Genomic DNA, 24068 nt, shown 5'->3' with positions numbered 1-24068 from the left:
TGAGATCGTTATGGAAAACCTTGCCCTCTGGTATCGCCGTTTTGGCGAGCCAGAATCTGTTCTGCAACCTGAAACCGCGTCATTGGGGGCGCTAGCACCGGGTCATCTCCGTGTCCGGATGCTGTTTTCTCCGGTCAACGCTTCCGATCTTATTCCCATCACGGGCGCCTATCGGCACAGAACTCCGTTACCGGCGGTAGCGGGGTATGAGGGCGTCGGTGTCGTTACTCAGGCTCCCGCGTCGTTTAGTCATCTGCTGGGTAAACGCGTTCTGCCGCTGCGTGGGCAAGGCACCTGGCAGCGCTATGTTGATTGCCCGGCCGAGTATGCGATCCCCGTACCGGACACCATTGACGTGCATCTGGCCGCGCGGGCCTATATCAATCCGCTGGCGGCGCAGATGATGCTCACCCGCTACCCCGCTCAGGGAAAACGGGTGTTGCTTACGGCTGCAGGATCGGATTGCGGCATTCTGCTGGGGCAGTGGGCCCGTCAGGCGGGCGCGGAAGCGGTGTACGGAATTCACCGTTCTGCGGTTCATGCGCAACGGCTGGAAGCGATGGGCATCACGCCTGTCGCGCAGCATGACGCGCACAGAATCGCCTCCGTCGCCGCACGCAGCGATATTGTCTACGATGCCACCGGCGGGCCGCTTGCGGAAGCGATCCTCAGCGTGATGCCCGGGCAGGGGATGTTTGTCTGCTACGGACTGCTCTCCGGCCAGACTTTCCGACAGCTGCGTCCTGAACCACGCGTGGTGTGGTTCCATATCCGTAACGGGCTGGATGCGCTCAGCACGGAGGCGTGGCACGCGGCGTTCGATCGCATCTGGCTTCGTCTGCCCGCCAGCCGGTACAGCGATGTCGCGGTATACCCCCTGGCGGAATGGCAGAGGGCGCTCAGTGCTTATCGCGAAGGTGGAAGGACCTGCAAGCCTCTCCTGTCAATGATGGACTGACCGCTACTGATGGCTCATATCGCTCAGCAGCACGGCGATACTTTGCCCGCCTGCCGTCTGTTCCAGGGCAATTTTGACGATGATGGTCAGCGGGACGGAGAGCAGCATCCCTACGGGCCCGAGCAGCCAGCCCCAGAATATCAGGGACAAAAAGACCACCAGCGTGGAGAGCCCCAGCCCTCGCCCCATCATGCGAGGCTCAAGAATATTGCCGAACACCAGATTGATCGCCAGATATCCGGCCAGCAGGACCAGTGCGTCATAGAACCCACTGAACACCAGCACCTGAAGGATAGGGGGGATCGCAGCCAGCACCGACCCGATGTTGGGAATATAGTTGAGCGCAAACGCCAGTAATCCCCAGACAAACGCAAAGCGGACGTCCAGCGCCAGCAGCATCAACCAGACGACAATGCCCGTCACCAGGCTAATAGCCGTTTTCAGCACCAGATAGCGGGAAACGCTGTCCAGCGCGCGTTGAATGGCCCCCATTCCCTCAACCGGCCGGACCATGATCTGCTGCAGCTTCGCCGGCAGCTGGGGCACCTCCAGCAGCATAAACACCACCGTTAAGAACAGCAGGAAAATGGAGGTCATGGCATTGGAAAGCTGCGTCAGCAGGCTGGTGACAACTGTCATGGCCGCATTGGGGTCGATAAATTTAAGGAGCTCTTCGACCGAGACTTCGATCCCCGCGCGCTGTAGCCAGGGTTCAATCTGCAGCAGCGGTATTGCCAGCGAAGAGCGGTATTTCGGTAGCGTTCGGGCCAGCTCATTCAGCGAGGTACCGAGATAGGCCACCAGCAAGACCATGGCGATAATAATAATGCTGATAAGCAGCGTGATCGCCAGCACGCGCGGGATGCGTAGCCGCGTCATGCGCTGCACCAGCGGGTTAAGGATCACCGCAATAAACAGCGCCAGAATAAACGGCACAATGATGTCGGCGGCAACGCGAACGCCTGTCAGTATAATCACCAGCATGCCCAGCATGATGACAGTTTTTAACCCGTTCAGGGTAATGATGGGTTTGGCCATGGTGGCTCCGCAATGTTCTTTTTATTTATAATAAAGGTGAAGGGCGATGCAATAAACTAACCAAAATCAAACGGGATGAGTAAAGAATTGCAAAGACTTTGAGTTAAATCCTGGCTTATGGTACAAATTTGGCGTGTTCAACTACCGAGGACAATTTTGATCCGCAAAGACGAGAAGCAACACCGCGGATAATTGTAATTTTATGGACAATATGTTCAGGACGTACTCTTCAAACCACACTGCTGTATTTTCCACCTCTTTTTACCTGCTTTCTGGTGAGCAACACTGGCGCACCGCACTATAGTCATATCTTCTGCCTGAGCTGGCGCTAAGCGCTTAGCTATCTGATTTCAATTCGTATTTTTTGGTTTGCTGCGTACAGCGAGCCACGATGGATTATATTCTCAAGCAGGAGAAAAACATGTTTTACTGGATCCTTTTAGCTCTGGCAATTATCGCGGAAATTACCGGCACGCTGTCGATGAAATGGGCAAGCGTCAGCGAGGGTAATACCGGATTTATTTTAATGCTGGTGATGATTTCCCTTTCTTATATTTTCCTCTCGTTTGCGGTGAAGAAAATTGCGCTGGGTGTCGCATATGCCCTGTGGGAAGGGATCGGCATTTTATTAATTACGCTGTTCAGCGTGCTGATATTTGACGAAACATTAACAACCATGAAGATCGCTGGCTTAACAACGCTGGTCGCGGGTATTGTGCTGATTAAATCAGGTACCCGTAAACCGACTAAACAGCTGAAGGAGCAGAACCATGCAACAGTTTGAGTGGGTTCATGCGGCCTGGCTGGGGCTTGCCATCGTGCTGGAAATTCTGGCGAACGTTCTGCTGAAATTCTCCGACGGTTTCCGTCGTAAAGTTTATGGCCTGCTGTCGATTGCCGCGGTGCTGGGGGCATTCAGCGCCCTGTCCCAGGCGGTCAAAGGGATCGACCTGTCGGTGGCCTATGCGCTGTGGGGCGGTTTTGGTATCGCCGCCACGCTGGCCGCAGGCTGGGTACTCTTCGGGCAGCGTTTAAATAACAAAGGCTGGATCGGGCTTATACTGCTGCTTGCCGGCATGATCATGATAAAACTCGCCTGACAGACTTCATGCCATGATTTACAGGCAGCGAAATTCGCTGCCTGTATTACGCTTAGAAAAGCAAAACCGTGAAGAGGATGGCTGATGTATCGCACATTAAGCTGGCGCAATATTCCCAATGCGAGAACGTTGTTTGCCATGGTCTTCATGGCGGGGATCGGCTTAATTATCTCCATCGTCGCACTTCTCTATCTTTCCCTGCATCTTATCAGTACCAAAACCAATGAAATTGATGAACACCGCACGGCGCTTTCCGTGCAGGGCGCCATTCAGACATCGGTGAATCGCGTCTCCTCGCTGGTCCTTGATAACGCCGTCTGGGACGATGCGGTTCGGGAGGCTTACCGCTCCACGCTGGATACCGACTGGTTGTACAACACCTGGGGCGCCGGCTTTAAAATCAACAACCTCTATGACGGCACCTTTGTGCTGGATGAACATTTCAATGTCATCTGGGGATCGTTTAAAAGTCAGCCTTTTCAGGAGACAACGCTCGATTTTTTCGGCAAAGGCCTGAAAGCCCTCATTGACCAGCATGCGCGCGCCTTAGCGAGCGAGAAAAATATCTATGCCGGGATCAGCAAAACGCGAAGCGGCGTCGCCTTTGTGGGGATTGGGCTGATACGCCCAATGGTCGGACGATTGCGGGTGACCGATGGAACGCGCCGCTATCTGGTGATTACCCGTCACCTGAATGCCCGAATATTGTCTGACCTGGGGGCGACCTTTCAGATTGAGAACCTCAACTTTACGCCGGAAAAAATCAACGCGCTGAGCATGCCGCTGCGCAGCGCGGCAGGGGAGTTGGTCGGTTATCTGAACTGGCAGGCGCGGCTTCCGGGTGCGCAGGCCGCCCGGGCGGCCTCTTCTGACATCAGACAGATTGTGGTGCTGGCCTCGGCTCTGATCCTGCTGTTTATTCTGGTGAGCAGCGTGGGGCTGTACAAGCTTGCTCGCGGAGAGAGTCTGGCGCGTCTGGTCGCCAGAACGGACTGGCTAAGCCGTCTGCCGAACCGGCGTGCGCTCATTGAAGCGCTGGACCGGGTGAGTTTACGGGGGGATATCGACGTCAAAAGCGTGGTGTTCATCGATCTGGATGGCTTTAAAGACGTCAATGATATCTACGGTCACAGCGTGGGTGACGATCTCATTGTGGCGATTGCGAAAACACTGAATGAACGCGTGCCGCCGGGCGGAATGCTGGCGCGAATGGGCGGGGATGAATTTGCCATGACCATTGGCGGAGATAACGCGGAAGCCCGGGCCGCCGCGTTTGCCGTTTCGGTGCTGGACGCGTTCGCCACCCCGATTCAGCTGGGGGAACGCACAATCCATATGGGGGCCAGTATCGGTATCGCCAGCGGAACCCTGATTGAATGCACCAGCTCCGAGCTGTTTCGTCGCGCCGATATTGCCATGTATCATTCCAAAATGAGCGGGAAAGGGCGGATTACCCACTACGACGCCGAACTGAACAGCGCCCGTGAACGCAAGCTGGCGATTGAGAATCAGATCCGTAACGGTCTGGAGCGTGATGAGTTCGAGGTCTGGTATCAGCCGATTATTGACGCCCACAGCCAGAAAATGAGCAGCGTCGAGGCGCTGGTCCGTTGGCCACGACGTCCGGAAGGGCCCCTGGGCCCGGATACCTTTATCACCATCGCGGAGACCAGTGGCCTGATTTACAAACTGGGGCAGTTTGTGTTGCAGCGGGCCTGTCAGGATCTGCAGCCGTACAGTGACTTAACGCTCTCGGTTAATATCTCCCCCGCACAATTTCGCGATCCTGCCTTCGAAGAAAAAGTGGCCAGCGTGCTGGAGATCACCGATTTTCCGGCCAACCGACTGCAGCTTGAGGTCACCGAGTCCTATGTGCTGGAAAACCCGGAGCGTGCCCGCATGGCAATAGCCAACCTGAAAGCGTTGGGCATCGCGGTAGCGCTGGATGACTTTGGCACCGGTTATTCAAGCATTGGCTATTTACGGCGTTTCAACTTTGACACCATCAAGATCGATAAGTCGCTGGCCGGGCTGGTAGACAATGATGAACAGGCGGCCGCGCTGGTGAGCGGCACGGTGCGGATCGCCAATGCGCTGGGCATGGCGGTGGTTGCAGAAGGGGTCGAAACCGAAAAGCAAATGAAACTCCTGCGGCTGGCTGGCTGCGATCAGCTGCAGGGTTTTTGGTTCAGCCAGCCCATGCCGATAGAGTCAATCAAGGCGTTACATCAGGTCAGACGGTGCTGATTTACTGCTGCGCCAGCGCTTCCAGCTGGTCGCGAAAACCGGTGACGGACAGGGCCCGGTTATCGGCACGCCAGCGGTCTTTCGCCGCTGGGGCTGAGCTCTGAACACCGATCAACTGCCAGCCGTTTTCCGTTTTCAACATCAGCGGTGAGCCGCTATCGCCTGGTAACGTATCGCACTGGTGAGAGAGTACGCTGGTTTGCGCCCAGCCGGTCACAATGCAGTCGGTGTGCGTGTAAAGCGTATCCAGATGATCGACAGGATAGCCTGATTGCGTCACCTTGCGGTCGGCGGCTTTCAGCGCGGCGGTAAGGGCGGCTTTATCACCGTCAAATAACGGCAGTGGCGTAATACCTGAAGGCGGGTAGCGTAAAACGATCAGGCCAAAGTCCCATGAGGCGGCGCCGGGTGGCACAATCCAGCCGTCACCATCCGGTTTCAGGCGTTTGCCGAGAGAGGGATCCACCCGGCCTTCAATGCCGTGGATTTCATAGCGCCAGGTCCCTTTTTGCGACACAAAGCGCAAGGCAACTGCTTTATCCGGCTTGCCGTTTGGCGGCGTTAACAGACAGTGGCCTGCCGTCAGGGCAAGCTGCGGGGTGATCAACGTGGCGGTACATAAGTTACCGCTGGCAGTTTCCAGCTGACCTATAGCATCCCAGGGGGCCTGGGTGGGATCGGCGACGCGCGTGCGGTCGTCATGACCGAAAAAAAGCGTCTTTAGCTCTTTCGCGCTAATGGTGTCATCACCGCCATCATCCGCATGTGAGAATCCAGAAAAAAGACCAAACGTTCCCAGTAACAACACAACAGATTTACGCATATCACACTCTGGTGGGGGTAATTATGATTATTAAAAGTGAACCCTATGAAAATACTATAGACGGGACAGCGCTAAAGTGGGAGTAAAATCAGCGTGCTACATTCAGGAAAGATAAAAATGGCTGGCGATGAGCGCGCATAAAATAAGCAGGATCAGAATCAGCTCAAACCGATAGCGTCGCAGCATACGCCCTCCGGATAAAAAAACGGCGCGGAACCTTTTCCGGTTCAGCGCCGGTTTACCAACGTGCCCCGAAGGGCACGGTTAAGCTTGTACTCTTACGCAGCTGGCTGTGCAGCTGGTTTAGCAGCTTCGTGTTTTACTGCTTTTTTGTGATGCTTTTTAGCAGCCTGCGCTTTCTGTTCTACAGCCGGTTTGGTCGCTTTTTTGTGGTGCTTTTTAGCGGCCTGCGCTTTCTGCTCTACAGCTGGCTTAGTCGCGTCTTGTTTTACGGCTTTTTTGTGGTGCTTTTTAGCCGCTTGCGCTTTTTGCTCAGCAGCTGGTTTAGCGGCTTTATGATGTTTCTTGTGGTGTACCGCTTTTGCAGGCGCAGCGGTGGTGGTTGCAGCTGGCGCAGCGGCAGCTGGAGCAGTTGCAGTAGTCTCAGCAGCGAACGCAGCAGAAGACAGACCCATAGCAGCGGCAACAACCAGAGCTAATACTTTATTCATGTTCATACCCTCGAATTTGGTTTTTCATTTAACCCCACTGCGGGGCCGTTGAAATAACTATATCCCTGTAAATTCGGGGTTTCCGTGAGTGATTGGTATCGGCGTGTAACGGAATGTACAAAGGGGGAGAAGCGTGTACGAACAGACCCGTTCGTACACGTGAGGGCTATTTCTTTAACGCAGCCAGAATTGCAGCCGGTGGCTGGCTGCCAACAATCGAGCGTGATTCAGGCTCAATGACCACCATGAACGGTGTGATGTTGATGCCCAGCCTTTCAGCCAGCGCAGACTGGCGAGCGATCCGGTCGGAACAGGCCTGCGTTGTGTCGTTATCCGGTAAAAAACCCGTCATCGCTTTTTGCAGGCTTTTGACCCTGTCGGTTGAACACCAGACGCGCCCCATATCCTCAATGACCGAGTCGCGAATAGCGTCGGGGGCAACGGTCAAAAACGACATGGTCAAACCGGCATCCGTATACTGCCTGACGTTTTTCACCACGTTGCTGCAGTAGATGCACTGGTTATCAATAAACACCAGTAGCTTGTATTTTTCTGCGGGAGCCTGAAATGTGATGGGCTGGAGGTCAGCGAGAGAGTGGGTGATATCGTTATATGCTTCTTGCGGAGTGTTATCCGCGGCCGCGAAGGTGCTTAAACTCGTCGCACACAGTACGGCTAACGCCATCGTTTTCATTATGCCTTTCATTATTCATCCCTTTATTTATTGTTAACCCTGGCCTGATTGCGGTGTATTTATATGGCCAGGATTTAACTACATACCTTAAGTGCGCTCGGAAAGAAATGTGCAAAATCATCTTATTATGCAGAAGGGCAAGGAAAGTGCCGGAGCGCACTCCGGCAGAAGGGAATTACAAATAACGTGAAGTGAGATGTTCGCGGAAGTAACGGATATTGAGATCTTCCCCCGTCGCCTGGGTAATCAACTGCGAGGTGGTAAAGCGGCTGCCGTGCTGCCAGATGTTCTGGCGCAACCAGTCAAACAGCGCCGAAAAATCACCTTCAGCGATTGAGGACTGCAGATCCGGAAGCGCCGTTTTCGCCGCATGGAACAGCTGTGCGGCATACATGGCCCCCAGCGTATACGACGGGAAGTAACCAAATCCACCGTCGGTCCAGTGAATATCCTGCATACAGCCGTTGCGGTAGTTGTCTTTGGTGGATAACCCAAGCCAGGCCTGCATTTTTTCGTCCCACAGGGCGGGAATGTCGTCCACCTCGATCTCGCCGTTGATCAGCGCGCGCTCAATCTCATAGCGCAGCACCACGTGCGCCGGGTAGCTCACCTCATCGGCATCCACGCGGATATAGCCCGGCTTCACGCGCTGGTTCCAGGCGATAAAGTTCTCTTCGCTGAACGCCGCCTGGCTGCCAAAGCGGGCGTGCACCGCAGGGAGAAGATGTTTAAGGAAGGCCTCGCTACGGCCAAGCTGCATTTCAAAGAACAGGCTTTGGGATTCGTGGATCGCGGTTGAGCGGGCGAGGGCAATCGGCTGTCCTGCCCAGGCGCGCGGCAGGTTTTGTTCGTAGCGCGCGTGTCCGGTTTCGTGGATCACGCCAAACAGCGCGCTGAGCAGTTCATCTTCGTCATAGCGCGTGGTGATGCGCACGTCCTCCGGTACGCCGCCGCAGAACGGGTGCGCACTCACGTCCAGGCGACCGCCGTTAAAATCGAAGCCGAGCATCTTCATCGCTTCCAGCCCCAGCTCGCGCTGTGTTGCCGTCGGGAAGGGGCCCTGCGGGGGAACAAACGACCGTTGAGCCTGTTTTTCCACCACGCTTGCCAGCAGGTCCGGCAGCCAGGATTTCATATCACCGAACAGAACGTCCAGACGGGCGCTGGTCATGTCGGGCTCAAAAATATCCAGCAGTGCGTCGTACGGTGTGCACCCTTTGTCTTCGGCCCGCAGGCGAGCCTCTTCGCGGCTGAGTTTGACCACCTCTTTCAGGTTGGCGGAAAAGCCCTGCCAGTCGTTAGCGGGGCGTTGGGTGCGCCAGGCGTGTTCACACTTGCTGCCCGCCAGGGATTTGGCCTCCACCAGCGATTCCGGCAGCAGCGAGGCCTGCTGATATTGACGCGTCATTTCCCGCAGGTTGGCGCGTTCGACGTCATTCAGATCTTCACCTGCTGCTGTAGCCAGCAGATCGCCCACTTTCTTATCGGTCAGGATCTGGTGTTGCAGGACGCTCATTTCTGCCAGCGCTTCGCCGCGCGCGGCGCTGCCGCCAGGCGGCATCATGGTGAACATGTCCCAGCTGGCGATGGAGGAGAGGTGCGAGAAACGGGAGAGGCGCTGGAAGGTTTTCACAAGTGACTGATAGGCGGATGTTTTTTGCAATTGTTTTTCCTCTTGCCAGGGATGTGTTTCAGGGAGCATACAATGAAACAGACCAAATTCCCCAACATTTCCCACACGGAGGAGATCTCTGCAGATCTCCTTCGCTGAAACCGTCGCCGGCATCCCGGCAGACGGTTTTCGCTGGGCACTTAGGCCTTATCACGCATAACCTGTTGCAGGATCGCCAGCGCCTGGGTGAACTGGGCATCCGGAATGGTCAGCGGATAAAGGAAACGGATCACGTTGCCATACTGGCCGCAGATCAATAACAGAAGGCCCTGAGCGAGAGCTTTTTGCTGGATCGCCTGCGCGATGACGGCCGAAGGTTCACGGCTTTCGGGATCAAAAAACTCCGCCGCAATCATCGATCCTCTTCCCCTTATCGCCACGAGCGCAGGAAAGGTACCCTGGATCTCCTCCAGCGTGGCTTTCAGTCGATCGCCCAGATGACGGGCGCGCTCGCACAGCGACTCGTTGTCGATAATATTCAGCACCGCGTGCGCGGCGGCCACCGCAAGCGGGTTGCCTGCATAAGTCCCCCCCAGACCGCCGGGAGCTGGCGCGTCCATGATTTCGGCGCGACCCACCACGCCAGACAGCGGCATTCCGCCTGCCAGGCTTTTAGCCATCGTCATCAGGTCGGGCTTGTCGGCGTAGTGTTCCATGGCAAACAGTTTACCCGTACGGGCGAAGCCGCTCTGCACTTCGTCGGCAATCATCACGATCCCGTGCTCATCACAGATTCGGCGGATGGCGGCCACCAGCTCTGGCGGGGCGACGTTGAATCCGCCTTCACCCTGGATGGGTTCAAAAATAATCGCCGCCACCTGTTTCGCCTCAATGTCTGCTTTGAACAGGCGTTCTATCGCCGTAATGGCATCCTGCGTCGTGATGCCGTGCAGCTCAGAGGGATACGGCACGTGATAAACCGACCCCGGGAAGGGGCCAAATCCCAGCTTATAAGGCGCGACCTTGCCGGTTAAGGCCATGGTCATATAGGTTCGGCCGTGAAAGCCTCCCCCGAAGGCAATCACACCCGGTCTGCCGGTGTGGGCCCGGGCGATTTTAATGGCGTTTTCCACCGCTTCTGCGCCCGTGGTGAAGAACGCCGTTTTAGCCGGGCTCTGGACCGGGGCCAGCTCGTTAAGTTTCTCGGCTAATGAAACATAGCTTTCATACGGCACAATCTGGTAGGCCGTGTGGGTGAACTGGTGAAGCTGTTTTTCCACTGCGGCCACCAGTTCAGGATGACGATGGCCGGTATTCAGCACCGCGATCCCGGCGGCGAAATCAATATAGTCGTTGCCTTCCACGTCGGTAAGGGTGGCATTCTCCGCCGTGCGGGCAAAGAAATTACACATTACGCCTACGCCGCGCGGGGTGGCAGAAAGTCTGCGCTGATGAAATTCCTGGTTACTCATGTCAGATACCCTTTTGTCAAAACGATCATACGCCAAGACGATCGCGCAGGCTGTAATACGCCGCGCCCATCGCCGTAAATGGAATCCGCAGGCTGCGGCCGCCCGGGAAGGGGTAATGCGGGAGGTTGGCAAACGCATCAAAGCGCTCAGCGTCACCGCGCAACAGTTCCGAGATCAGCCGTCCGGCCAGGTGGGTGCAGGTCACGCCGTGGCCGCTGTAGCCCTGCATGTAATAGATGTTTTTATCCAGACGACCAAACTGCGGCATACGCGACAGGGTCAGCAGGAAGTTGCCTGTCCAGCGGTAGTCGATTTTGACGCCGGCCAGCTGAGGGAAGGTTTTCAGCAGCTTTGGCATCACCAGGCGCTCGACATCGTCCGGATCGCGTGCGCCATAGACTACGCCACCGCCGTACAGCAGGCGGTTGTCGGCGGTGAGACGGTAGTAATCCAGCAGGTAGTTACAATCTTCCACGCAGTAGTTATTGGGGATCAGCGTGCGGGCTACCTCTTCCGGCAGCGGGGCGGTGGTCACCACCTGGGTGCCGCAGGGCATGCTGCGTTTTGCCAGTTCCGGTTCTATCTTATCGCCCAGATAGGCATTCCCGGCGACGATCACGTAGCGGGCCGTCACCTGGCCATGCTGTGTGCTCACCACGGCGGGGCTGGTGTGCTGAATGGCGGTGACCGGGGACTGTTCAAACACCCGCCCGCCGTTCAGGCGAATGGCGTCCGCTTCGCCGATCGCCAGGTTCAGCGGATGAATGTGTCCCCCGCTGCGGTCCAGCAGCGCGCCGGTATAGCGTTCGCTGTCGACTTCCCGACGGATGGCGTTGGCGTCCAGCAACTCCAGCTGCGTGTTGCCGTAGCGTTCCCAGTTGGCTTTTTGCTCCTCCAGCGTTTCCAGCTGCTTATGGTTTAACGCCACAAACAACCCGCCGGGACGATAGTCGCACTGGATCTGATAGCGCTGGATACGCTCCCGGATGATCTCCCCGCCTTCAAACATCATGCTCCCGAGGACTCTGGCGGCATCGGGTCCGTAGTTTTTCTCAATCACGTCGATATCGCGGCTGTAGGAGTTAACCAACTGGCCGCCGTTGCGTCCGCTGGCGCCGAAACCAATGCGCGCCCCTTCAAGGAGCACCACGTCGTAGCCCATTTCGGCGAGATGCAGCGCGGAGGAGAGGCCGGTATAGCCGCCGCCCACCACGCACACGTCACAGCTGATCGACTCGTTAAGCGTCGGGAAAGGTTCGTAAGCGTTCGCGCTGGCCGCGTAGTAGCTGGTGGTATGTTCGGTCATGATTGAGACTCCAGGGCAATCCAGATGGTTTTCAGTTCAGTAAATTTTTCGAGCGCGTGCAGGGACTTATCGCGACCGTTGCCGCTCTGCTTATAGCCGCCAAAGGGGACGGTCATATCACCGTCGTTATAGTTATTGACGAAGACTGAGCCTGCTTTCAGGCGGCGGCTCATGCGATGCGCGCGGGAGAGATCGCGGGTCCATAGCGCCGCGCCAAGCCCATATTCACTGTCGTTGGCCAGCGTTAAGGCTTCCTCTTCGGTTTTAAAACGGGTGACGACCAGCACTGGCCCGAAAATCTCGTCCCGGCACAGCGGGGAGTCAGGGTCGATGTCGACAAAAATGGTTGGACCGACTGCGCAAGGCCACGATTGTTCCCGCCCGTCCAGCAGCAGCGTACCTTTCCGGGTTCCCTCGCGAATAAACGTGTGGACGGTATCGGCGTGCCCGGCGTCGATGAGCATCCCCATCGTGTTGTCAGGATCGAGCGGATCGCCCGGCTGCCAGTGACTGGCCTGCGCTTTCAGCCTTGCCAGAAAGTCATCGGCGATGCTGTCTTCAAGCAGCAGGCGGGTACCGGCGATACAGACTTGCCCCTGGTTGTAAAATATCCCGGCGGCGGTCGCGCTCACGGCCTTGTCCAGGTCCGGGCAGTCGGCAAAGATAATGTTGGCGCTCTTGCCGCCGGCCTCCAGCCAGACGCGCTTCATGTTGCTTTCTCCCGCGTCCTTTAACAGCTGCTTGCCGGTACGGGTTGAGCCGGTAAACGTCAGCACCTCAACCTCCGGATGCAGTGCCAGCGCCTGGCCCGCTTCGTGGCCGTAACCGCTTATCACATTCAGCACGCCGTCCGGCAGGCCCGCCTCTTTCGCCAGCCCGGCCAGCCGCAGGGCGGTGAGCGGTGATTTCTCCGACGGTTTCAATACCACGCTATTGCCCGCGATCAGCGCCGGGCCCAGCTTCCAGCAGGCCAGCAGCAGCGGGAAGTTCCAGGGGACGATGGCCGCGACAACCCCGATCGGCTCGCGCACGATCATCGCCAGCTCGTCCGGACCCGTAGGCGCCACTTCGCCGTAGACTTTATCCGCCGCTTCGGCGTACCAGCGAATGGCGCGAGCCGCACCGGGAATATCGTCGCGCAGGCTATGGCGGATGGGTTTACCGGTGTCCAGTGTTTCCAGCAAGGCCAGCTCTTCGCCGTGGTGTTCCATCAGATCGGCGAGCTTATTTAGCACGGCCTTGCGCTGCGCCGGCGACGCCTGCGACCAGTCACCGCGCTCAAATACCTCACGCGCGGCCTGAACCGCGCGGTCCACGTCCGCCTGCTTGCCCCGGGCCACGTTCGCCAGCGTCTGTTGGGTAGCAGGATTGACGGTTGCAAACGTGGCATTATCGGCAGCGTCACAATAAACACCGTTAATAAATAACCGGGTCTCAATGGCGCTGTTTTTTACTTTATCCTGCCAGTAAGTCAGGTGCTGAAAATGCATATTCACTCCTTTCTTTCGCAATCAGATAAATAAAGGCATGGCCGTTTCAGGCAATACGAAGCCGTGAGGCATCCCGGGAATTAACCCGTTGAATGCCGACATTGATCGTTTTTATTTGTCCCGGCGTAAGCGTGCTTACGCCGGGACTGAGTGGTAATTAGAACGTGGTGGGGGTGTGGGCACTGATAATGCGGCAGATGCCTGCCGAGGTGTTGCTGAAGCTGTGCGGTATGCCGGTATTGATGGCATAGCTCTGCCCCGCAACCAGGTGATATTGCTGGCCATTAATGGTCAGCAATATTTCACCTTCCAGTATCGTACCGATCTCCTCACCCTGGTGTTTGATCCTCTCTCCGGTCGTGGTTCCAGGCTGGTAAGTTTCAAAAATCATCGCCAGCGTACGGTTCGGATTTCCGTTATGAACCAGCTTCATCGAAACCCCCTGACTGCCTATTTCGATAAGGTCTTCCTGATTAATAACCACCTGCGGTTCATCAGGTTTTTCCGGTTCCGAAAAGAATTCCGAGAGCGACAGCCCATAGACTTTCAGCAGCTTTTGTAGCGTACTGATGGCAGGACTGACTTTGTCCTGCTCAATGGTGCTGATGGCACTGTGTGTTAACCCAGACAGTTCGGCGGCACGCCGCTGCGAGAGACCCAGCTGCTGGCGGATCTCAGACAGACGTTTCCCTGGCGCCAGTCCGTCATCGCTCATAGTTGCATTTCCTTTACGGTAGTGGTCAAAGCCGTTGCTTCTCGGCAATGTGGCTTTGACAGGCGGTGATAAAACCTTCAAACAACATACGGGACAGGGCGTACTCGCTGCTGTTCCATTCGGGGTGCCATTGCACACCGAGGGCAAAAGGGTGGTCATGAACGCTAACCGCTTCGACCAGCCCGTCCGTCGAGCGGGCCTCCACGCGGAGCCGTGGTCCTAACGTTCGAGCACCTTGCCCGTGTAACGAGTTTACCCAAAATGTGTTACAGCCTGGTATTAATTGAGACAGCAGTCCTCCCTCCTGAACCTGAACTTCATGAGACGGGGCGTATTGTAGCTCAACCGGCAGTTCAGGATCTTCCCGGTGCTCAAGCAGGTCGTTCTGCTCGAACAGGCGGCGATACAGCGTCCCTCCCGTAGCAACAACCAGTTCCTGCAGCCCCCGGCAGATGGCGAAAATGGGGATGCGCCTTTCGAGCGCGGCGGCAATCAACGCCATACTCAGAAGATCTCGCCCGGGATCGGCGTTAGGCTCATCGCCGTTTTCACCATACAGGTGCGGCTGCACGTTACTGGGGCTGCCCGGAAGGTAAATCCCGTCCAGGGTGGGCAGCAGAGCGGTAATGAGCTCTGGCTCCGCCAGCGCATGCGGTAAGGCAATAGGTAAGCCTCCCGCGTTAATAATGGCATTCAGGTACTTTTCTTGCAGGGTCTGGGTCTCATGACCCTTAAGCCTGTTTCTACACATCACCACGCCAATGACTGGCTTGTTCATTATATTTTCCATGATCGCCCTCACAAAGTGGACTAAATTTAGGCCATTATCGCCTGTTAAACGGCCTTTTCGTTCAATATTTTCTCAATCTAGCAATGGGATCTGCCTTTTGCAAACTTAATTTAACATTTGACAAACAAATTATTTGCATACAGATTCGATAGGGTGGACATTATATTTTACAGTCCAGAGCAGCGAACGCAAATCCCAAAAACGGTGGTAAATCATGGAAACCAATATCGTAGAAGTTGAGAACTTTGTGCAGCACACGGATGAGAGGCGGGGCAGCGCCTTTACGCAGGAAGTGAAGCGCTATTTAGAAAAGTATCCTGACACCCAGTTTATTGATGTCCTCCTGACCGACCTGAACGGCTGTTTTCGCGGCAAACGCATCCCGGTTGCCGGGCTGAGCAAACTTGAAAAAGGCTGCTATTTCCCGGCATCGGTTTTCGCCATGGACATTTTGGGTAACGTAGTGGAAGAGGCGGGCCTGGGGCAGGAGCTCGGCGAGCCAGACTGTATCTGTGTGCCGGTGCCGGGCACCCTGACACCGTCCGCCGCCGACCCGGAATACATTGGTCAGGTGCAGCTCACCATGGTCGATGAAGATGGCGCTCCCTTTGACGTTGAGCCGCGGAACGTACTCAACCGACTCTGGCAGCAGCTGCGCCAGCGCGGTCTGTTCCCCGTGGTAGCGGTAGAGCTGGAGTTCTATTTACTTGACCGTAAACGCGATGCCGACGGCTATCTGCAGCCCCCCTGCGCGCCGGGCACCGACGTGCGTAACACCCAGAGTCAGGTCTACTCGGTTGATAATCTGAACCACTTTGCTGACGTGCTGAATGACATTGACGAACTGGCGCAGCTGCAGTTGATCCCCGCCGACGGGGCAGTGGCTGAGGCCTCCCCGGGCCAGTTTGAGATTAACCTGCACCATACGGAAAACGTGCTCGATGCCTGCGATGATGCGCTGGCGCTAAAACGTCTCGTCAGGCAGATGGCGGAAAAACATAAGATGCACGCCACGTTTATGGCAAAGCCGTATGAAGAGCATGCGGGCAGCGGAATGCATATCCACATCAGCATGCAAAACAACAGAGGCGAGAACGTGTTCGCAGACGCCAGCGGCGAGGATTCCGCGCTGCTGAAACGCGCCCTGGCCGGGATGATCGATCTGATGCCAGCGTCCATGGCGCTGCTGGCACCGAACGTCAACTCCTACCGCCGTTTCCAGCCGGGAATGTACGTGCCGACGCAGGCGTCATGGGGACACAATAATCGCACCGTTGCCCTGCGTATCCCCTGCGGCGATCGACATAACCATCGGGTCGAATACCGGGTGGCGGGAGCAGACGCGAATCCGTATCTGGTGATGGCGGCGATTTTTGCCGGGATTTTACATGGTCTGGATAACGATTTACCCCTGCAGGAAGAAGTTGAAGGTAATGGTCTGGAGCAGGACGGACTGCCGTTCCCGATTCGTCAGAGCGATGCGCTGTGGGAATTTATGCAAAACGATCACCTTCGCGAGCGCCTGGGCGAACGTTTCTGCCACGTCTATCACGCCTGCAAAAATGATGAATTACTGCAGTTTGAACGCCTGATTACCGAAACGGAAATCGAGTGGATGCTGAAAAACGCCTGATGACGTGCCCCGGTAAGGGGCCGCTTTGTTTCATCGCGTACGTATCACCAAACGGCCTGCGCGGAGCCTGGCCGAACTGTTCGCTGGCACGCCAGCTATCTCCCGGGCGTCGCGTTATGGAGCGCAGGCGGCACAGGGATTTTCTTAACGACACTGTGTGACGAGGTAGGAAATGATGCAGATGTTCAACTATCCGCAGGGCGAAGGGGGTCGGTCAGGCTCCTGCTGTGAGTGCGAGCCAGAGACGGTGTGCTGGTCCGATCGCGTATGTTCTTTACAACTTCCCCCTTTGCTAAGCAGGTTTGCGTTAAGGACAACGCGATTGCAAACCACGGTAAGCATGGGGGGGACGGTTTATGGCGACTAACACGTCTCTTGACTCGCCGGGCATGGCCGGAAGAACCCGGCTGCGCAGCTCCCTCAAGCTCTGGCAGGTGGTCATGATGGGGCTGGCTTACCTCACCCCCATGACCGTGTTTGATACCTTCGGCATTGTGTCCGGTATCAGCAATGGCCACGTGCCCGCCTCGTATCTCCTGGCGCTGGCTGGCGTCATGTTTACCGCCATCAGCTACGGCAAGCTGGTACGACAGTTCCCGGAAGCGGGCTCTGCGTACACCTACACGCAGAAATCGATCGGACCCCACCTGGGTTTTATGGTCGGCTGGTCATCGCTGCTGGACTATCTCTTCCTGCCGATGATCAACGTGCTGCTGGCGAAGATCTACCTTTCCGCGTTGTTCCCTGAAGTCCCGCCGTGGGTCTGGGTGGTGGGGTTTGTGACGATCCTGACGCTGGCGAACCTGAAGAGCGTTAATTTGGTCGCCAACTTTAATACCCTGTTTGTGCTGGTACAGATCGCCATCATGGTGGTATTTGTCATACTCGTGGTGCATGGCCTGCACAAGGGGGAGGGCGTCGGCACCGTCTGGTCGCTCCAGCCGTTTATCAGCGAGAACGCACACCTGATCCCCATTATTACCGGCGCGACTATCGTCTGCTTCTCTTTCCTCGGCTTTGACGCGGTCACCACGCTCTCGGAGGAGACGCCAAACGCGGCGCGGGTGATCCCTAAAGCGATTTTCCTGACTGCACTGTATGGCGGGCTGATATTTATTGTTGCCTCGTTTTTCATGCAGCTCTTTTTCCCGACGATCGCGCGCTTCAAGAACCCGGACGCCGCGCTGCCGGAGATTGCGCTGTACGTGGGCGGCAAGCTCTTCCAGTCGGTGTTTCTGTGTACCACGTTTGTGAATACGCTCGCTTCAGGCCTGGCCTCGCACGCCAGCGTCTCACGCTTGCTGTATGTGATGGGGCGTGACAACGTCTTTCCGGAGCGGGTGTTTGGTTACGTGCATCCGAAATGGCGTACGCCGGCTTTGAACGTCATTATGGTGGGGATCGTGGCGCTGTCGGCCCTGTACTTTGATCTCGTGACCGCGACGGCGCTGATCAACTTTGGCGCGCTGGTGGCGTTTACGTTTGTTAATCTCTCGGTGTACAACCATTTCTGGCGGCGTAAGGGGCTGAACAAAACGTGGAAAGATCGGTTCCACTATCTCCTGTTGCCACTCATTGGTGCCGTAACGGTCGGCGTGCTGTGGATAAACCTCGAAGCGACGTCCCTGACGCTTGGCCTCATCTGGGCGGCGCTGGGGATCCTTTACCTGACGTGGCTAACGCGCCGTTTTCGGAAACCGCCTCCGCAGTTTGAAGCCGGTAAGATAGAGCAGGCCTGGGATTCCTGAACGTAAAACGGCACCAGTACGCTGGTGCCGTTTATCCGTAGCGCTCGTCTTACCGGACATCTTCCCGCAAGCGTGTTACCTCAGACGTTTATGCAGACTTCCCCCCACCAGCAGCGCCGCGCAGAGCATCAGCGAGATAAAGCCGCCCACGCCGTTCCAGCCGTAGTGATGCCAGAACACGCCGCCGAGCGTCCCGGCGATGCTGGAACCCAGATAATAGCTAAACAGATACAGCGACGATGCCTGGCCTTTGGCGCGCCGTGCGCGCGGGCCAATCCAGCTGCTGGCGACCGAGTGGGCGGCAAAGAACCCTGCGGAGAAGAGCAGCATGCCGGCAAAAATCAGCCACAGGGAGGAGAAGAGGGTCAGCAGCAGGCCGACGAGCATCACTGCCGTGAAGAACAGCATCACCGGACCGCGCCCATAGCGTGCGGTCATCGCCCCGGCTTTTGGCGAACTCCAGGTGCCGGTCAGGTACGCTACGGAAAGCAGACCCACCACCGCCTGGCTCAGATGCCACGGAGAAAGCATCAGGCGATAGCCAATATAGTTAAACAGCGTAACGAAGGCACCCATCAGCAGGAAGCCGGTCAGGAACAGGCGCGGCAGTCCCTTATCGCGCCAGTGCAGGCGGAAGTTGATAAAAAGCGTTTTTGGGCGCAACGAGGTTGGACGAAAATGGCGCGACTCCGGCAGAATTTTCCAGAACATCAGTGCGGATGCCAGCGCAAAACAGCCGATCACCGCCAGCGCAATTCGCCAGCTAAAGAAGTCCGTGAAAACCCCGCTCAGCAGGCGTCCGCTCATGCCGCCAATCGAGTTCCCGCTGATGTAAAGCCCCATCGAGAACGCCACAAAACTCGGGTGGATCTCCTCGCTGAGGTAGGTCATCCCGACCGCCGCCACGCCGCTGAGCGATAGCCCAATCAGCGCGCGCATCACCAGAATGCCGTGCCAGCTGGTCATCATGGTTGAGAGCAACGTACAGACCGAGGCCAGCATCAGGGCGGTCACCATTACCTGTTTACGGCCGATGGCGTCGGACAGCGGGCCGGTAAAGAGCAGGCCAATCGCCAGCATAGCGGTTGAAATGGAGAGCGATACGCTGCTGCTGGCAGGTGATACGCCAAATTCGTGCGAAAGCACGGGCAGGATCGGCTGAACACAATAGAGCAGGGCGAAGGTTGCCAGACCGGCTGAAAAGAGCGCCAGCGTGACGCGCATAAATTGGGGGGTACCACGTTTAATGAACTGAACCGGCTGCGATGCTGCAGGTAAATCATTGATATCGCTTGCCGGATCGATACCAATCGTAGTTGTACGACTCACACAGTTTCCTTGCTTAAACATCCCCGTGATTTCTGGTGACGGGTATGACCACACCTTCAGGGTAGGAAAATGTGAATATTCTGTCTAATATATTAATAATCTCAAATGATACTTTAAAAATATGAATATCGAGCTGCGTCACCTTCGCTATTTTGTCGCTGTCGCTGAGGAGCTGCATTTTGGCCGTGCGGCGGCACGGCTGAATATCTCTCAGCCGCCCTTAAGCCAGCAGATTCAGATCCTGGAGCAGCAGGTCGGAGCGCGTCTTCTGGCCCGCACCAACCGCAGCGTGAGCCTGACGGCGGCGGGGAAACAGTTTCTCGTCGACAGCCGACAGATCCTGAATATGGTTGAGGATGCCGCCGCCCGGGCTGAACGGCTGTATCTCGGTGAAACCGGGGAACTGCGCATCGGGTTTACCTCCTCCGCACCGTTTATCAGCGCCGTCTCGGAGACCCTGTCGTCATTTCGCCGCCATTTCCCCGATGTTCATATTCAGACGCGTGAAATCAATACCCGCGAGCAGATCGCGCCGCTCAATGAAGGTACGCTGGATCTGGGGTTGATGCGCAATACCCAACTGCCGGACACGCTGGCATGGCAGGTGATTCTGCGCGAGCCGCTGATGGCTATGATCCCTCACGATCACCCCCTGGCCTCGCGTCCGACGGTTTCACTGGCCGAACTGGCAAAAGAGCCGTTTGTCTTTTTTGACCCGCAGGTCGGGACGGGGCTGTATGACGATATCCTGGGGCTGATGCGCCGCTACGATCTTGCCCCGGTTATAACTCAGGAAGTGGGGGAGGCAATGACCATTATTGGCCTGGTCGCCGCCGGGCTGGGGGTTTCTATTCTCCCGGCCTCCTTTAAGCGGGTACAGTTGCGCGAAATGCGCTGGGTTCCCCTCGCGCAAGAGGATGCCGTGTCAGAGATGTGGCTGGTCTGGTCAAAACATCGTGAACAGAGTCATGCCGCACAGCGTTTCAAACAGCAGCTCATTAACGCCTCATCGGGGCGAGATTTTGTGGCAAAAGGGGGTAAAAACGTGCGGTAAATCACATGGCTAAGTAAATATTTGACGCCGGCCATGGAAGTGCTTCACCATAGCCAAAAGTTTATTTCGATGCTCGAAAATAAGGGAGTACGAGGTGGTTGCTGATAGTCAGCCAGGGCACATTGATCAGATTAAGCAGACCAACGCTGGCGCGGTGTATCGCCTGATTGATCAGCTTGGTCCGGTTTCGCGTATCGATCTTTCGCGCCTGGCACAACTGGCACCTGCCAGTATCACCAAGATTGTCCGCGAAATGCTGGAAGCGCACCTGGTTCAGGAAACGGAAATTCAGGAGCCGGGCAGCCGTGGCCGTCCGGCAGTCGGGCTGGTGGTCGAGACGGAAGCCTGGCACTACTTGTCACTGCGTATCAGCCGCGGGGAGATCTTCCTTGCCCTGCGGGATCTGAGCAGCAAGCTGGTGGTGGAAGACCGGCTTGAGCTGCCGCTCAACGCTGAGCAACCGCTCCTCGAGTCGATTGTGTCGCATATCGATCGCTTCTTTATTCGTCATCAGCAGCGGCTGGAACGCTTAACGGCGATTGCCATCACCATGCCGGGCATCATTGATACCGAAAATGGCATTGTTCACCGCATGCCGTTTTACGACGACGTCAAAGAGATGCCGCTGGGTGAAGTGCTGAAAAACCATACCGGCGTGCCGGTCTATATTCAGCATGACATCAGCGCCTGGACAATGGCGGAGGCGCTGTTTGGTGCCTCGCGCGGGGCGCGGGATGTGATTCAGGTGGTCATCGACCATAACGTCGGGGCGGGCGTGATCACCGACGGGCGTCTTCTCCACGCTGGCAGCAGCAGCCTCGTGGAGATTGGCCATACTCAGGTCGACCCGTACGGTAAGCGTTGCTATTGCGGCAACCACGGCTGTCTGGAGACCATTGCCAGCGTGGAAAGCGTGCTGGAGCTGGCGCAGGTAAGGCTCGGCCAGTCCATGAGCTCTTCGCTGCACGGACAACCCCTGACGGTAGATTCACTCTGCGCCGCGGCGCGCCAGGGCGATCTGCTGGCGAAGGACATCATAACCGGCGTGGGGAATAATGTGGGCCGCATTCTGGCCATCATGGTGAACCTCTTTAACCCGCAAAAAATCCTTATTGGCTCGCCGCTCAGCCAGGCGGCGGAGATCCTGTTCCCGGCGATCTCGGCCTGCATTCACCAGCAGTCGCTCCCTGCGTACAGCAAAAATATTGCGGTAGAAAGCACCCAGTTTTCCAACCAGGGGACGATGGCCGGCGCAGCGCTGGTCAAGGATGCCATGTATAACGGCTCGCTGCTGATCCGCCTGCTGCAGGGCTAACTCTTTTCCGCAGATGTAAGAAAAATTGCGCTATCTCAAGCCGGGTAGCGCACGCATCCCGTAGACTTCCTCCACTGAATTATTTACCTGGTTTATATTTTCGAAGCATACCCAAGAGGTGGAGTGAGTCATGCTTAAGCGTTTCTTTGTTACTGGTACAGATACCTCTGTCGGCAAGACCGTCGTATCCCGCGCATTGCTGCAGGCGCTGGCAGCAAGCGGTAAACGCGTGGCAGGGTACAAGCCGGTCGCAAAAGGGAGTAAAGAGACGCCAGAGGGATTGCGTAATAAAGACGCCCTGGTACTGCAAAGCGTCTCGTCACTGGAACTGCCTTATCACGTGGTTAATCCTGTTGCGTTAAGCGAAGAGGAGAGCAGCGTGGCGCATAGCGGTATGATCAATTATCCGCTGCTGTCCGACGGGCTGGCGAACCTCAGCGAGAAGGTCGATCACGTGGTGGTTGAAGGCACGGGCGGCTGGCGCAGCCTGATGAATGACCTGCGTCCGCTTTCTGAATGGGTGGTGCAGGAACAGCTTCCGGTGGTTATGGTCGTGGGTATCCAGGAAGGGTGCATCAACCATGCGCTGCTGACCGCGCAGGCGATTGCCAATGACGGCCTGCCGCTGATTGGCTGGGTGGCAAACCGAATCAACCCGGGCCTGGCGCACTACGCTGAAATCATCGACGTGCTGAGCACCAAGCTGCCGGGGCCGCTGGTGGGGGAACTGCCTTATCTGCCCCGCGCCGAACAGCGCGAGTTAGCGCAATACATCGATCTCTCGGCCCTCGGTGGCGTGTTGACCGTAGACCGAGTCGTGGCGTAACGTTCGCGACAGCACGGACGCCAGCACGCAGGCGACCAGCAAGCCGGGCAGTAAAAAATATTGTCCGGTCATTTCACAGACCATCAGCGCCGACATAATAGGCGCATGGGTGGTGGCGGCGAGCAGCGTTGCCATCCCCGCCAGCCCCAGCAAAATCGCCGTTTCAGACCCCGGTAACCACAGCGCGAAGAGTTGGGCGAATAGCATGCCTGTCGCCATGCCGACAAACAGCGTGGGCGTAAATACCCCGCCCGGCGCTCCTGAGCCGCTGCTGGCCAGCACCGCCAGCAATTTACAGATAAACACCCCGGCAATCACCGTCAGGACCGGCGGGGCGAGCAGAAAAGCCTGAACCACGCTGTAGCCATTCCCCCACACCTTAGGCGTGAGGAGGGACAGCAGCCCGACGATCAAACCGCCGAGCGCCAGCTGCCACGGCGGAGAAAGTTTAAGACGCAGGAACAGCCCGTGGCTGAAGTCCATCAGCCACATCAGCAGCGGTCCGCAGAGCCCTGCCAGCAGACCCATGGCGACCAGCAGGCCATAATCCGCCGCGGTGAGCATACCGCTCAGATGCACGGCGTAGAGCGTACCCGCGCCCGGTGCGAGGAGCTGCGTGGTGAGAAGCGCCACGACCGCGGCGATCGCTACAGGGCCGAGCGAGGCCAGCATCAGGGTGCCAAACAGAATCTCTGCAATGAACAGGCTGCCGGCTAAGGGCGCATGATAAGCACTGGCCATCCCGGCGGCGGCACCGCAGGCGATCCATAACTTCCATTCGGATTTGGGCGTAAAGCGCCGGGCAAAGAAGGAGGCGGCGAGAGCGGCAAGCAGGATCATCGCCCCTTCACGCCCGATGGCGCTGCCGCTGGCCACGACCAGCAGCGACGCCAGGGATTTCACAAGGCTGGCGCCGTAATCAAACTGGCCGTCGCCCGTCTCCAGCGCTTCCATATAATCGGTGGGCGCATGAGGCCGCTGGGCGGTCAGCCGTTGCCATCCCCAGAGCAGCAGCCCGGCAGCCAGCCCGCCCAGCGCGGGCGTCAGCGCACGCCGCCAGGGAGAGAGCGACGCGGCAGCATTCACCAGGCTGCCGCTGTCGTTGCTGAGAAGCAGCCACTCCAGCAGATACATGCTGTGACGGAACACCGCAACGGCCAGCGCGGCCAGCACGCCGGTGACGGAGGCAATCAGCAGGCGACGAAACATCGCGCGGATGTCGGGATACGTATGAAGACGTTGCATGA

General features: G+C 57.1%; 21 protein-coding genes. 9 read left to right on the top strand and 12 right to left on the bottom strand.

Annotated features, from left to right (window positions below; all coding sequences use genetic code 11):
- Positions 1-10: 10 nt before the first annotated feature.
- Positions 11-958 carry a zinc-dependent alcohol dehydrogenase family protein gene (locus EKN83_RS14465; RefSeq protein ID WP_126801188.1) on the top strand — a complete coding sequence of 316 codons (948 nt, stop codon included), beginning with the start codon at positions 11-13 and terminating at the stop codon, positions 956-958.
- A 3-nt stretch (positions 959-961) separates the two neighbouring features.
- Here the strand turns inward: EKN83_RS14465 and EKN83_RS14460 are convergent, their stop codons facing one another.
- Entirely contained in the window at positions 962-1996 is a 1035-nt protein-coding gene (locus EKN83_RS14460; RefSeq protein ID WP_045284892.1) for an AI-2E family transporter, read from the bottom strand.
- Between the two features lie 421 nt (positions 1997-2417).
- Here EKN83_RS14460 and mdtJ point away from each other — a divergent pair, with 421 nt between their 5' ends.
- From mdtJ to EKN83_RS14445, 3 genes are all read left to right on the top strand, one after another.
- Positions 2418-2780 (top strand): multidrug/spermidine efflux SMR transporter subunit MdtJ, encoded by a 363-nt coding sequence (gene mdtJ, locus EKN83_RS14455; RefSeq protein WP_025758605.1) that lies wholly within the window; start codon positions 2418-2420, stop codon positions 2778-2780.
- Positions 2767-3096, top strand: a complete 330-nt coding sequence (gene mdtI / locus EKN83_RS14450; RefSeq protein WP_025758607.1) for a multidrug/spermidine efflux SMR transporter subunit MdtI — start codon at positions 2767-2769, stop codon at positions 3094-3096. Before mdtJ ends, mdtI begins: the two co-directional genes overlap by 14 nt.
- Positions 3097-3180: 84 nt before the next feature.
- Positions 3181-5343 (top strand): bifunctional diguanylate cyclase/phosphodiesterase, encoded by a 2163-nt coding sequence (locus EKN83_RS14445; RefSeq protein WP_047958430.1) that lies wholly within the window; start codon positions 3181-3183, stop codon positions 5341-5343.
- Between the two features lies 1 nt (position 5344).
- Here the strand turns inward: EKN83_RS14445 and EKN83_RS14440 are convergent, their stop codons facing one another.
- The 9 genes from EKN83_RS14440 to puuD all read right to left on the bottom strand — a co-directional run bounded on the left by EKN83_RS14440 (position 5345) and on the right by puuD (position 14916).
- The gene (locus tag EKN83_RS14440) at positions 5345-6166 is read right to left on the bottom strand and encodes a trypsin-like serine peptidase (protein WP_045284891.1); all 822 of its coding nucleotides are present in this window, start codon (positions 6164-6166) and stop codon (positions 5345-5347) included.
- A gap of 278 nt (positions 6167-6444) precedes the next feature.
- Complete coding sequence (gene asr / locus EKN83_RS14435) at positions 6445-6837, bottom strand: acid resistance repetitive basic protein Asr (protein ID WP_045284890.1); 393 nt, start codon at positions 6835-6837, stop codon at positions 6445-6447.
- Positions 6838-7003: 166 nt separating this feature from the next.
- Positions 7004-7543, bottom strand: coding sequence for a thioredoxin fold domain-containing protein (locus EKN83_RS14430; RefSeq protein ID WP_025758611.1), 540 nt, complete (start codon positions 7541-7543; stop codon positions 7004-7006).
- Positions 7544-7706: 163 nt separating this feature from the next.
- On the bottom strand, positions 7707-9194 hold the full coding sequence (locus tag EKN83_RS14425; protein ID WP_185857681.1) for a carboxypeptidase M32: 1488 nt from the start codon (positions 9192-9194) through the stop codon (positions 7707-7709).
- A 149-nt stretch (positions 9195-9343) separates the two neighbouring features.
- Positions 9344-10615: a 4-aminobutyrate transaminase gene (puuE, locus tag EKN83_RS14420; protein WP_126801186.1), complete on the bottom strand. Its 1272-nt coding sequence runs from the start codon at positions 10613-10615 to the stop codon at positions 9344-9346.
- Positions 10616-10640: 25 nt separating this feature from the next.
- On the bottom strand, positions 10641-11921 hold the full coding sequence (locus tag EKN83_RS14415; protein WP_025758615.1) for an NAD(P)/FAD-dependent oxidoreductase: 1281 nt from the start codon (positions 11919-11921) through the stop codon (positions 10641-10643).
- Positions 11918-13411 (bottom strand): aldehyde dehydrogenase PuuC, encoded by a 1494-nt coding sequence (puuC, locus tag EKN83_RS14410; RefSeq protein ID WP_126801185.1) that lies wholly within the window; start codon positions 13409-13411, stop codon positions 11918-11920. The genes EKN83_RS14415 and puuC overlap by 4 nt, the downstream gene beginning before the upstream one ends.
- A 157-nt stretch (positions 13412-13568) precedes the next feature.
- Positions 13569-14126, bottom strand: coding sequence for an HTH-type transcriptional regulator PuuR (puuR, locus tag EKN83_RS14405; protein WP_008502454.1), 558 nt, complete (start codon positions 14124-14126; stop codon positions 13569-13571).
- Positions 14127-14151: 25 nt separating this feature from the next.
- Positions 14152-14916, bottom strand: a complete 765-nt coding sequence (gene puuD, locus EKN83_RS14400; RefSeq protein ID WP_025758617.1) for a gamma-glutamyl-gamma-aminobutyrate hydrolase — start codon at positions 14914-14916, stop codon at positions 14152-14154.
- Between the two features lie 214 nt (positions 14917-15130).
- Between puuD and EKN83_RS14395 the strand changes: the two genes are divergently transcribed.
- The gene (locus EKN83_RS14395; protein ID WP_013096832.1) at positions 15131-16549 is read left to right on the top strand and encodes a glutamine synthetase family protein; all 1419 of its coding nucleotides are present in this window, start codon (positions 15131-15133) and stop codon (positions 16547-16549) included.
- A 356-nt stretch (positions 16550-16905) separates the two neighbouring features.
- Positions 16906-18297, top strand: coding sequence for an APC family permease (locus EKN83_RS14385; protein WP_045284883.1), 1392 nt, complete (start codon positions 16906-16908; stop codon positions 18295-18297).
- Positions 18298-18372: 75 nt separating this feature from the next.
- Here the strand turns inward: EKN83_RS14385 and EKN83_RS14380 are convergent, their stop codons facing one another.
- Entirely contained in the window at positions 18373-19626 is a 1254-nt protein-coding gene (locus EKN83_RS14380) for an MFS transporter (RefSeq protein ID WP_126801184.1), read from the bottom strand.
- A 121-nt stretch (positions 19627-19747) separates the two neighbouring features.
- On the opposite strand from EKN83_RS14380, the gene EKN83_RS14375 reads away from it, so the two are divergent.
- The 3 genes from EKN83_RS14375 to bioD all read left to right on the top strand — a co-directional run bounded on the left by EKN83_RS14375 (position 19748) and on the right by bioD (position 22821).
- The gene (locus EKN83_RS14375) at positions 19748-20680 is read left to right on the top strand and encodes a LysR family transcriptional regulator (protein WP_025758619.1); all 933 of its coding nucleotides are present in this window, start codon (positions 19748-19750) and stop codon (positions 20678-20680) included.
- Positions 20681-20774: 94 nt separating this feature from the next.
- Positions 20775-21995, top strand: a complete 1221-nt coding sequence (mlc, locus tag EKN83_RS14370; protein WP_025758620.1) for a sugar metabolism global transcriptional regulator Mlc — start codon at positions 20775-20777, stop codon at positions 21993-21995.
- Between the two features lie 130 nt (positions 21996-22125).
- On the top strand, positions 22126-22821 hold the full coding sequence (bioD, locus tag EKN83_RS14365) for a dethiobiotin synthase (RefSeq protein WP_126801183.1): 696 nt from the start codon (positions 22126-22128) through the stop codon (positions 22819-22821).
- On the opposite strand, the gene clcB is transcribed toward bioD, so the two are convergent.
- Positions 22756-24066: a voltage-gated ClC-type chloride channel ClcB gene (gene clcB, locus EKN83_RS14360; RefSeq protein ID WP_126801182.1), complete on the bottom strand. Its 1311-nt coding sequence runs from the start codon at positions 24064-24066 to the stop codon at positions 22756-22758. The genes bioD and clcB overlap by 66 nt on opposite strands.
- Positions 24067-24068 lie beyond the last annotated feature (2 nt).

The sequence above is a fragment of the Enterobacter sp. WCHEn090032 genome (assembly GCF_003986875.1).
Classification (GTDB): Bacteria; Pseudomonadota; Gammaproteobacteria; order Enterobacterales; family Enterobacteriaceae; genus Enterobacter; species Enterobacter sichuanensis.
Note: the sequence above shows the minus strand (reverse complement) of the source record. Positions and strands in the feature narration are given on the sequence as shown.

Coding starts and splice junctions, on each gene's coding strand:
- EKN83_RS14465 (WP_126801188.1), top strand. CDS start 11: ATGGAAAACCTTGCCCTCTGGTATCGCCGTTTTGGCGAGCCAGAATCT.
- EKN83_RS14460 (WP_045284892.1), bottom strand. CDS start 1,996: ATGGCCAAACCCATCATTACCCTGAACGGGTTAAAAACTGTCATCATG.
- mdtJ (WP_025758605.1), top strand. CDS start 2,418: ATGTTTTACTGGATCCTTTTAGCTCTGGCAATTATCGCGGAAATTACC.
- mdtI (WP_025758607.1), top strand. CDS start 2,767: ATGCAACAGTTTGAGTGGGTTCATGCGGCCTGGCTGGGGCTTGCCATC.
- EKN83_RS14445 (WP_047958430.1), top strand. CDS start 3,181: ATGTATCGCACATTAAGCTGGCGCAATATTCCCAATGCGAGAACGTTG.
- EKN83_RS14440 (WP_045284891.1), bottom strand. CDS start 6,166: ATGCGTAAATCTGTTGTGTTGTTACTGGGAACGTTTGGTCTTTTTTCT.
- asr (WP_045284890.1), bottom strand. CDS start 6,837: ATGAATAAAGTATTAGCTCTGGTTGTTGCCGCTGCTATGGGTCTGTCT.
- EKN83_RS14430 (WP_025758611.1), bottom strand. CDS start 7,543: ATGAAAGGCATAATGAAAACGATGGCGTTAGCCGTACTGTGTGCGACG.
- puuE (WP_126801186.1), bottom strand. CDS start 10,615: ATGAGTAACCAGGAATTTCATCAGCGCAGACTTTCTGCCACCCCGCGC.
- EKN83_RS14415 (WP_025758615.1), bottom strand. CDS start 11,921: ATGACCGAACATACCACCAGCTACTACGCGGCCAGCGCGAACGCTTAC.
- puuC (WP_126801185.1), bottom strand. CDS start 13,411: ATGCATTTTCAGCACCTGACTTACTGGCAGGATAAAGTAAAAAACAGC.
- puuR (WP_008502454.1), bottom strand. CDS start 14,126: ATGAGCGATGACGGACTGGCGCCAGGGAAACGTCTGTCTGAGATCCGC.
- puuD (WP_025758617.1), bottom strand. CDS start 14,916: ATGGAAAATATAATGAACAAGCCAGTCATTGGCGTGGTGATGTGTAGA.
- EKN83_RS14395 (WP_013096832.1), top strand. CDS start 15,131: ATGGAAACCAATATCGTAGAAGTTGAGAACTTTGTGCAGCACACGGAT.
- EKN83_RS14385 (WP_045284883.1), top strand. CDS start 16,906: ATGGCGACTAACACGTCTCTTGACTCGCCGGGCATGGCCGGAAGAACC.
- EKN83_RS14375 (WP_025758619.1), top strand. CDS start 19,748: ATGAATATCGAGCTGCGTCACCTTCGCTATTTTGTCGCTGTCGCTGAG.
- bioD (WP_126801183.1), top strand. CDS start 22,126: ATGCTTAAGCGTTTCTTTGTTACTGGTACAGATACCTCTGTCGGCAAG.
- clcB (WP_126801182.1), bottom strand. CDS start 24,066: ATGCAACGTCTTCATACGTATCCCGACATCCGCGCGATGTTTCGTCGC.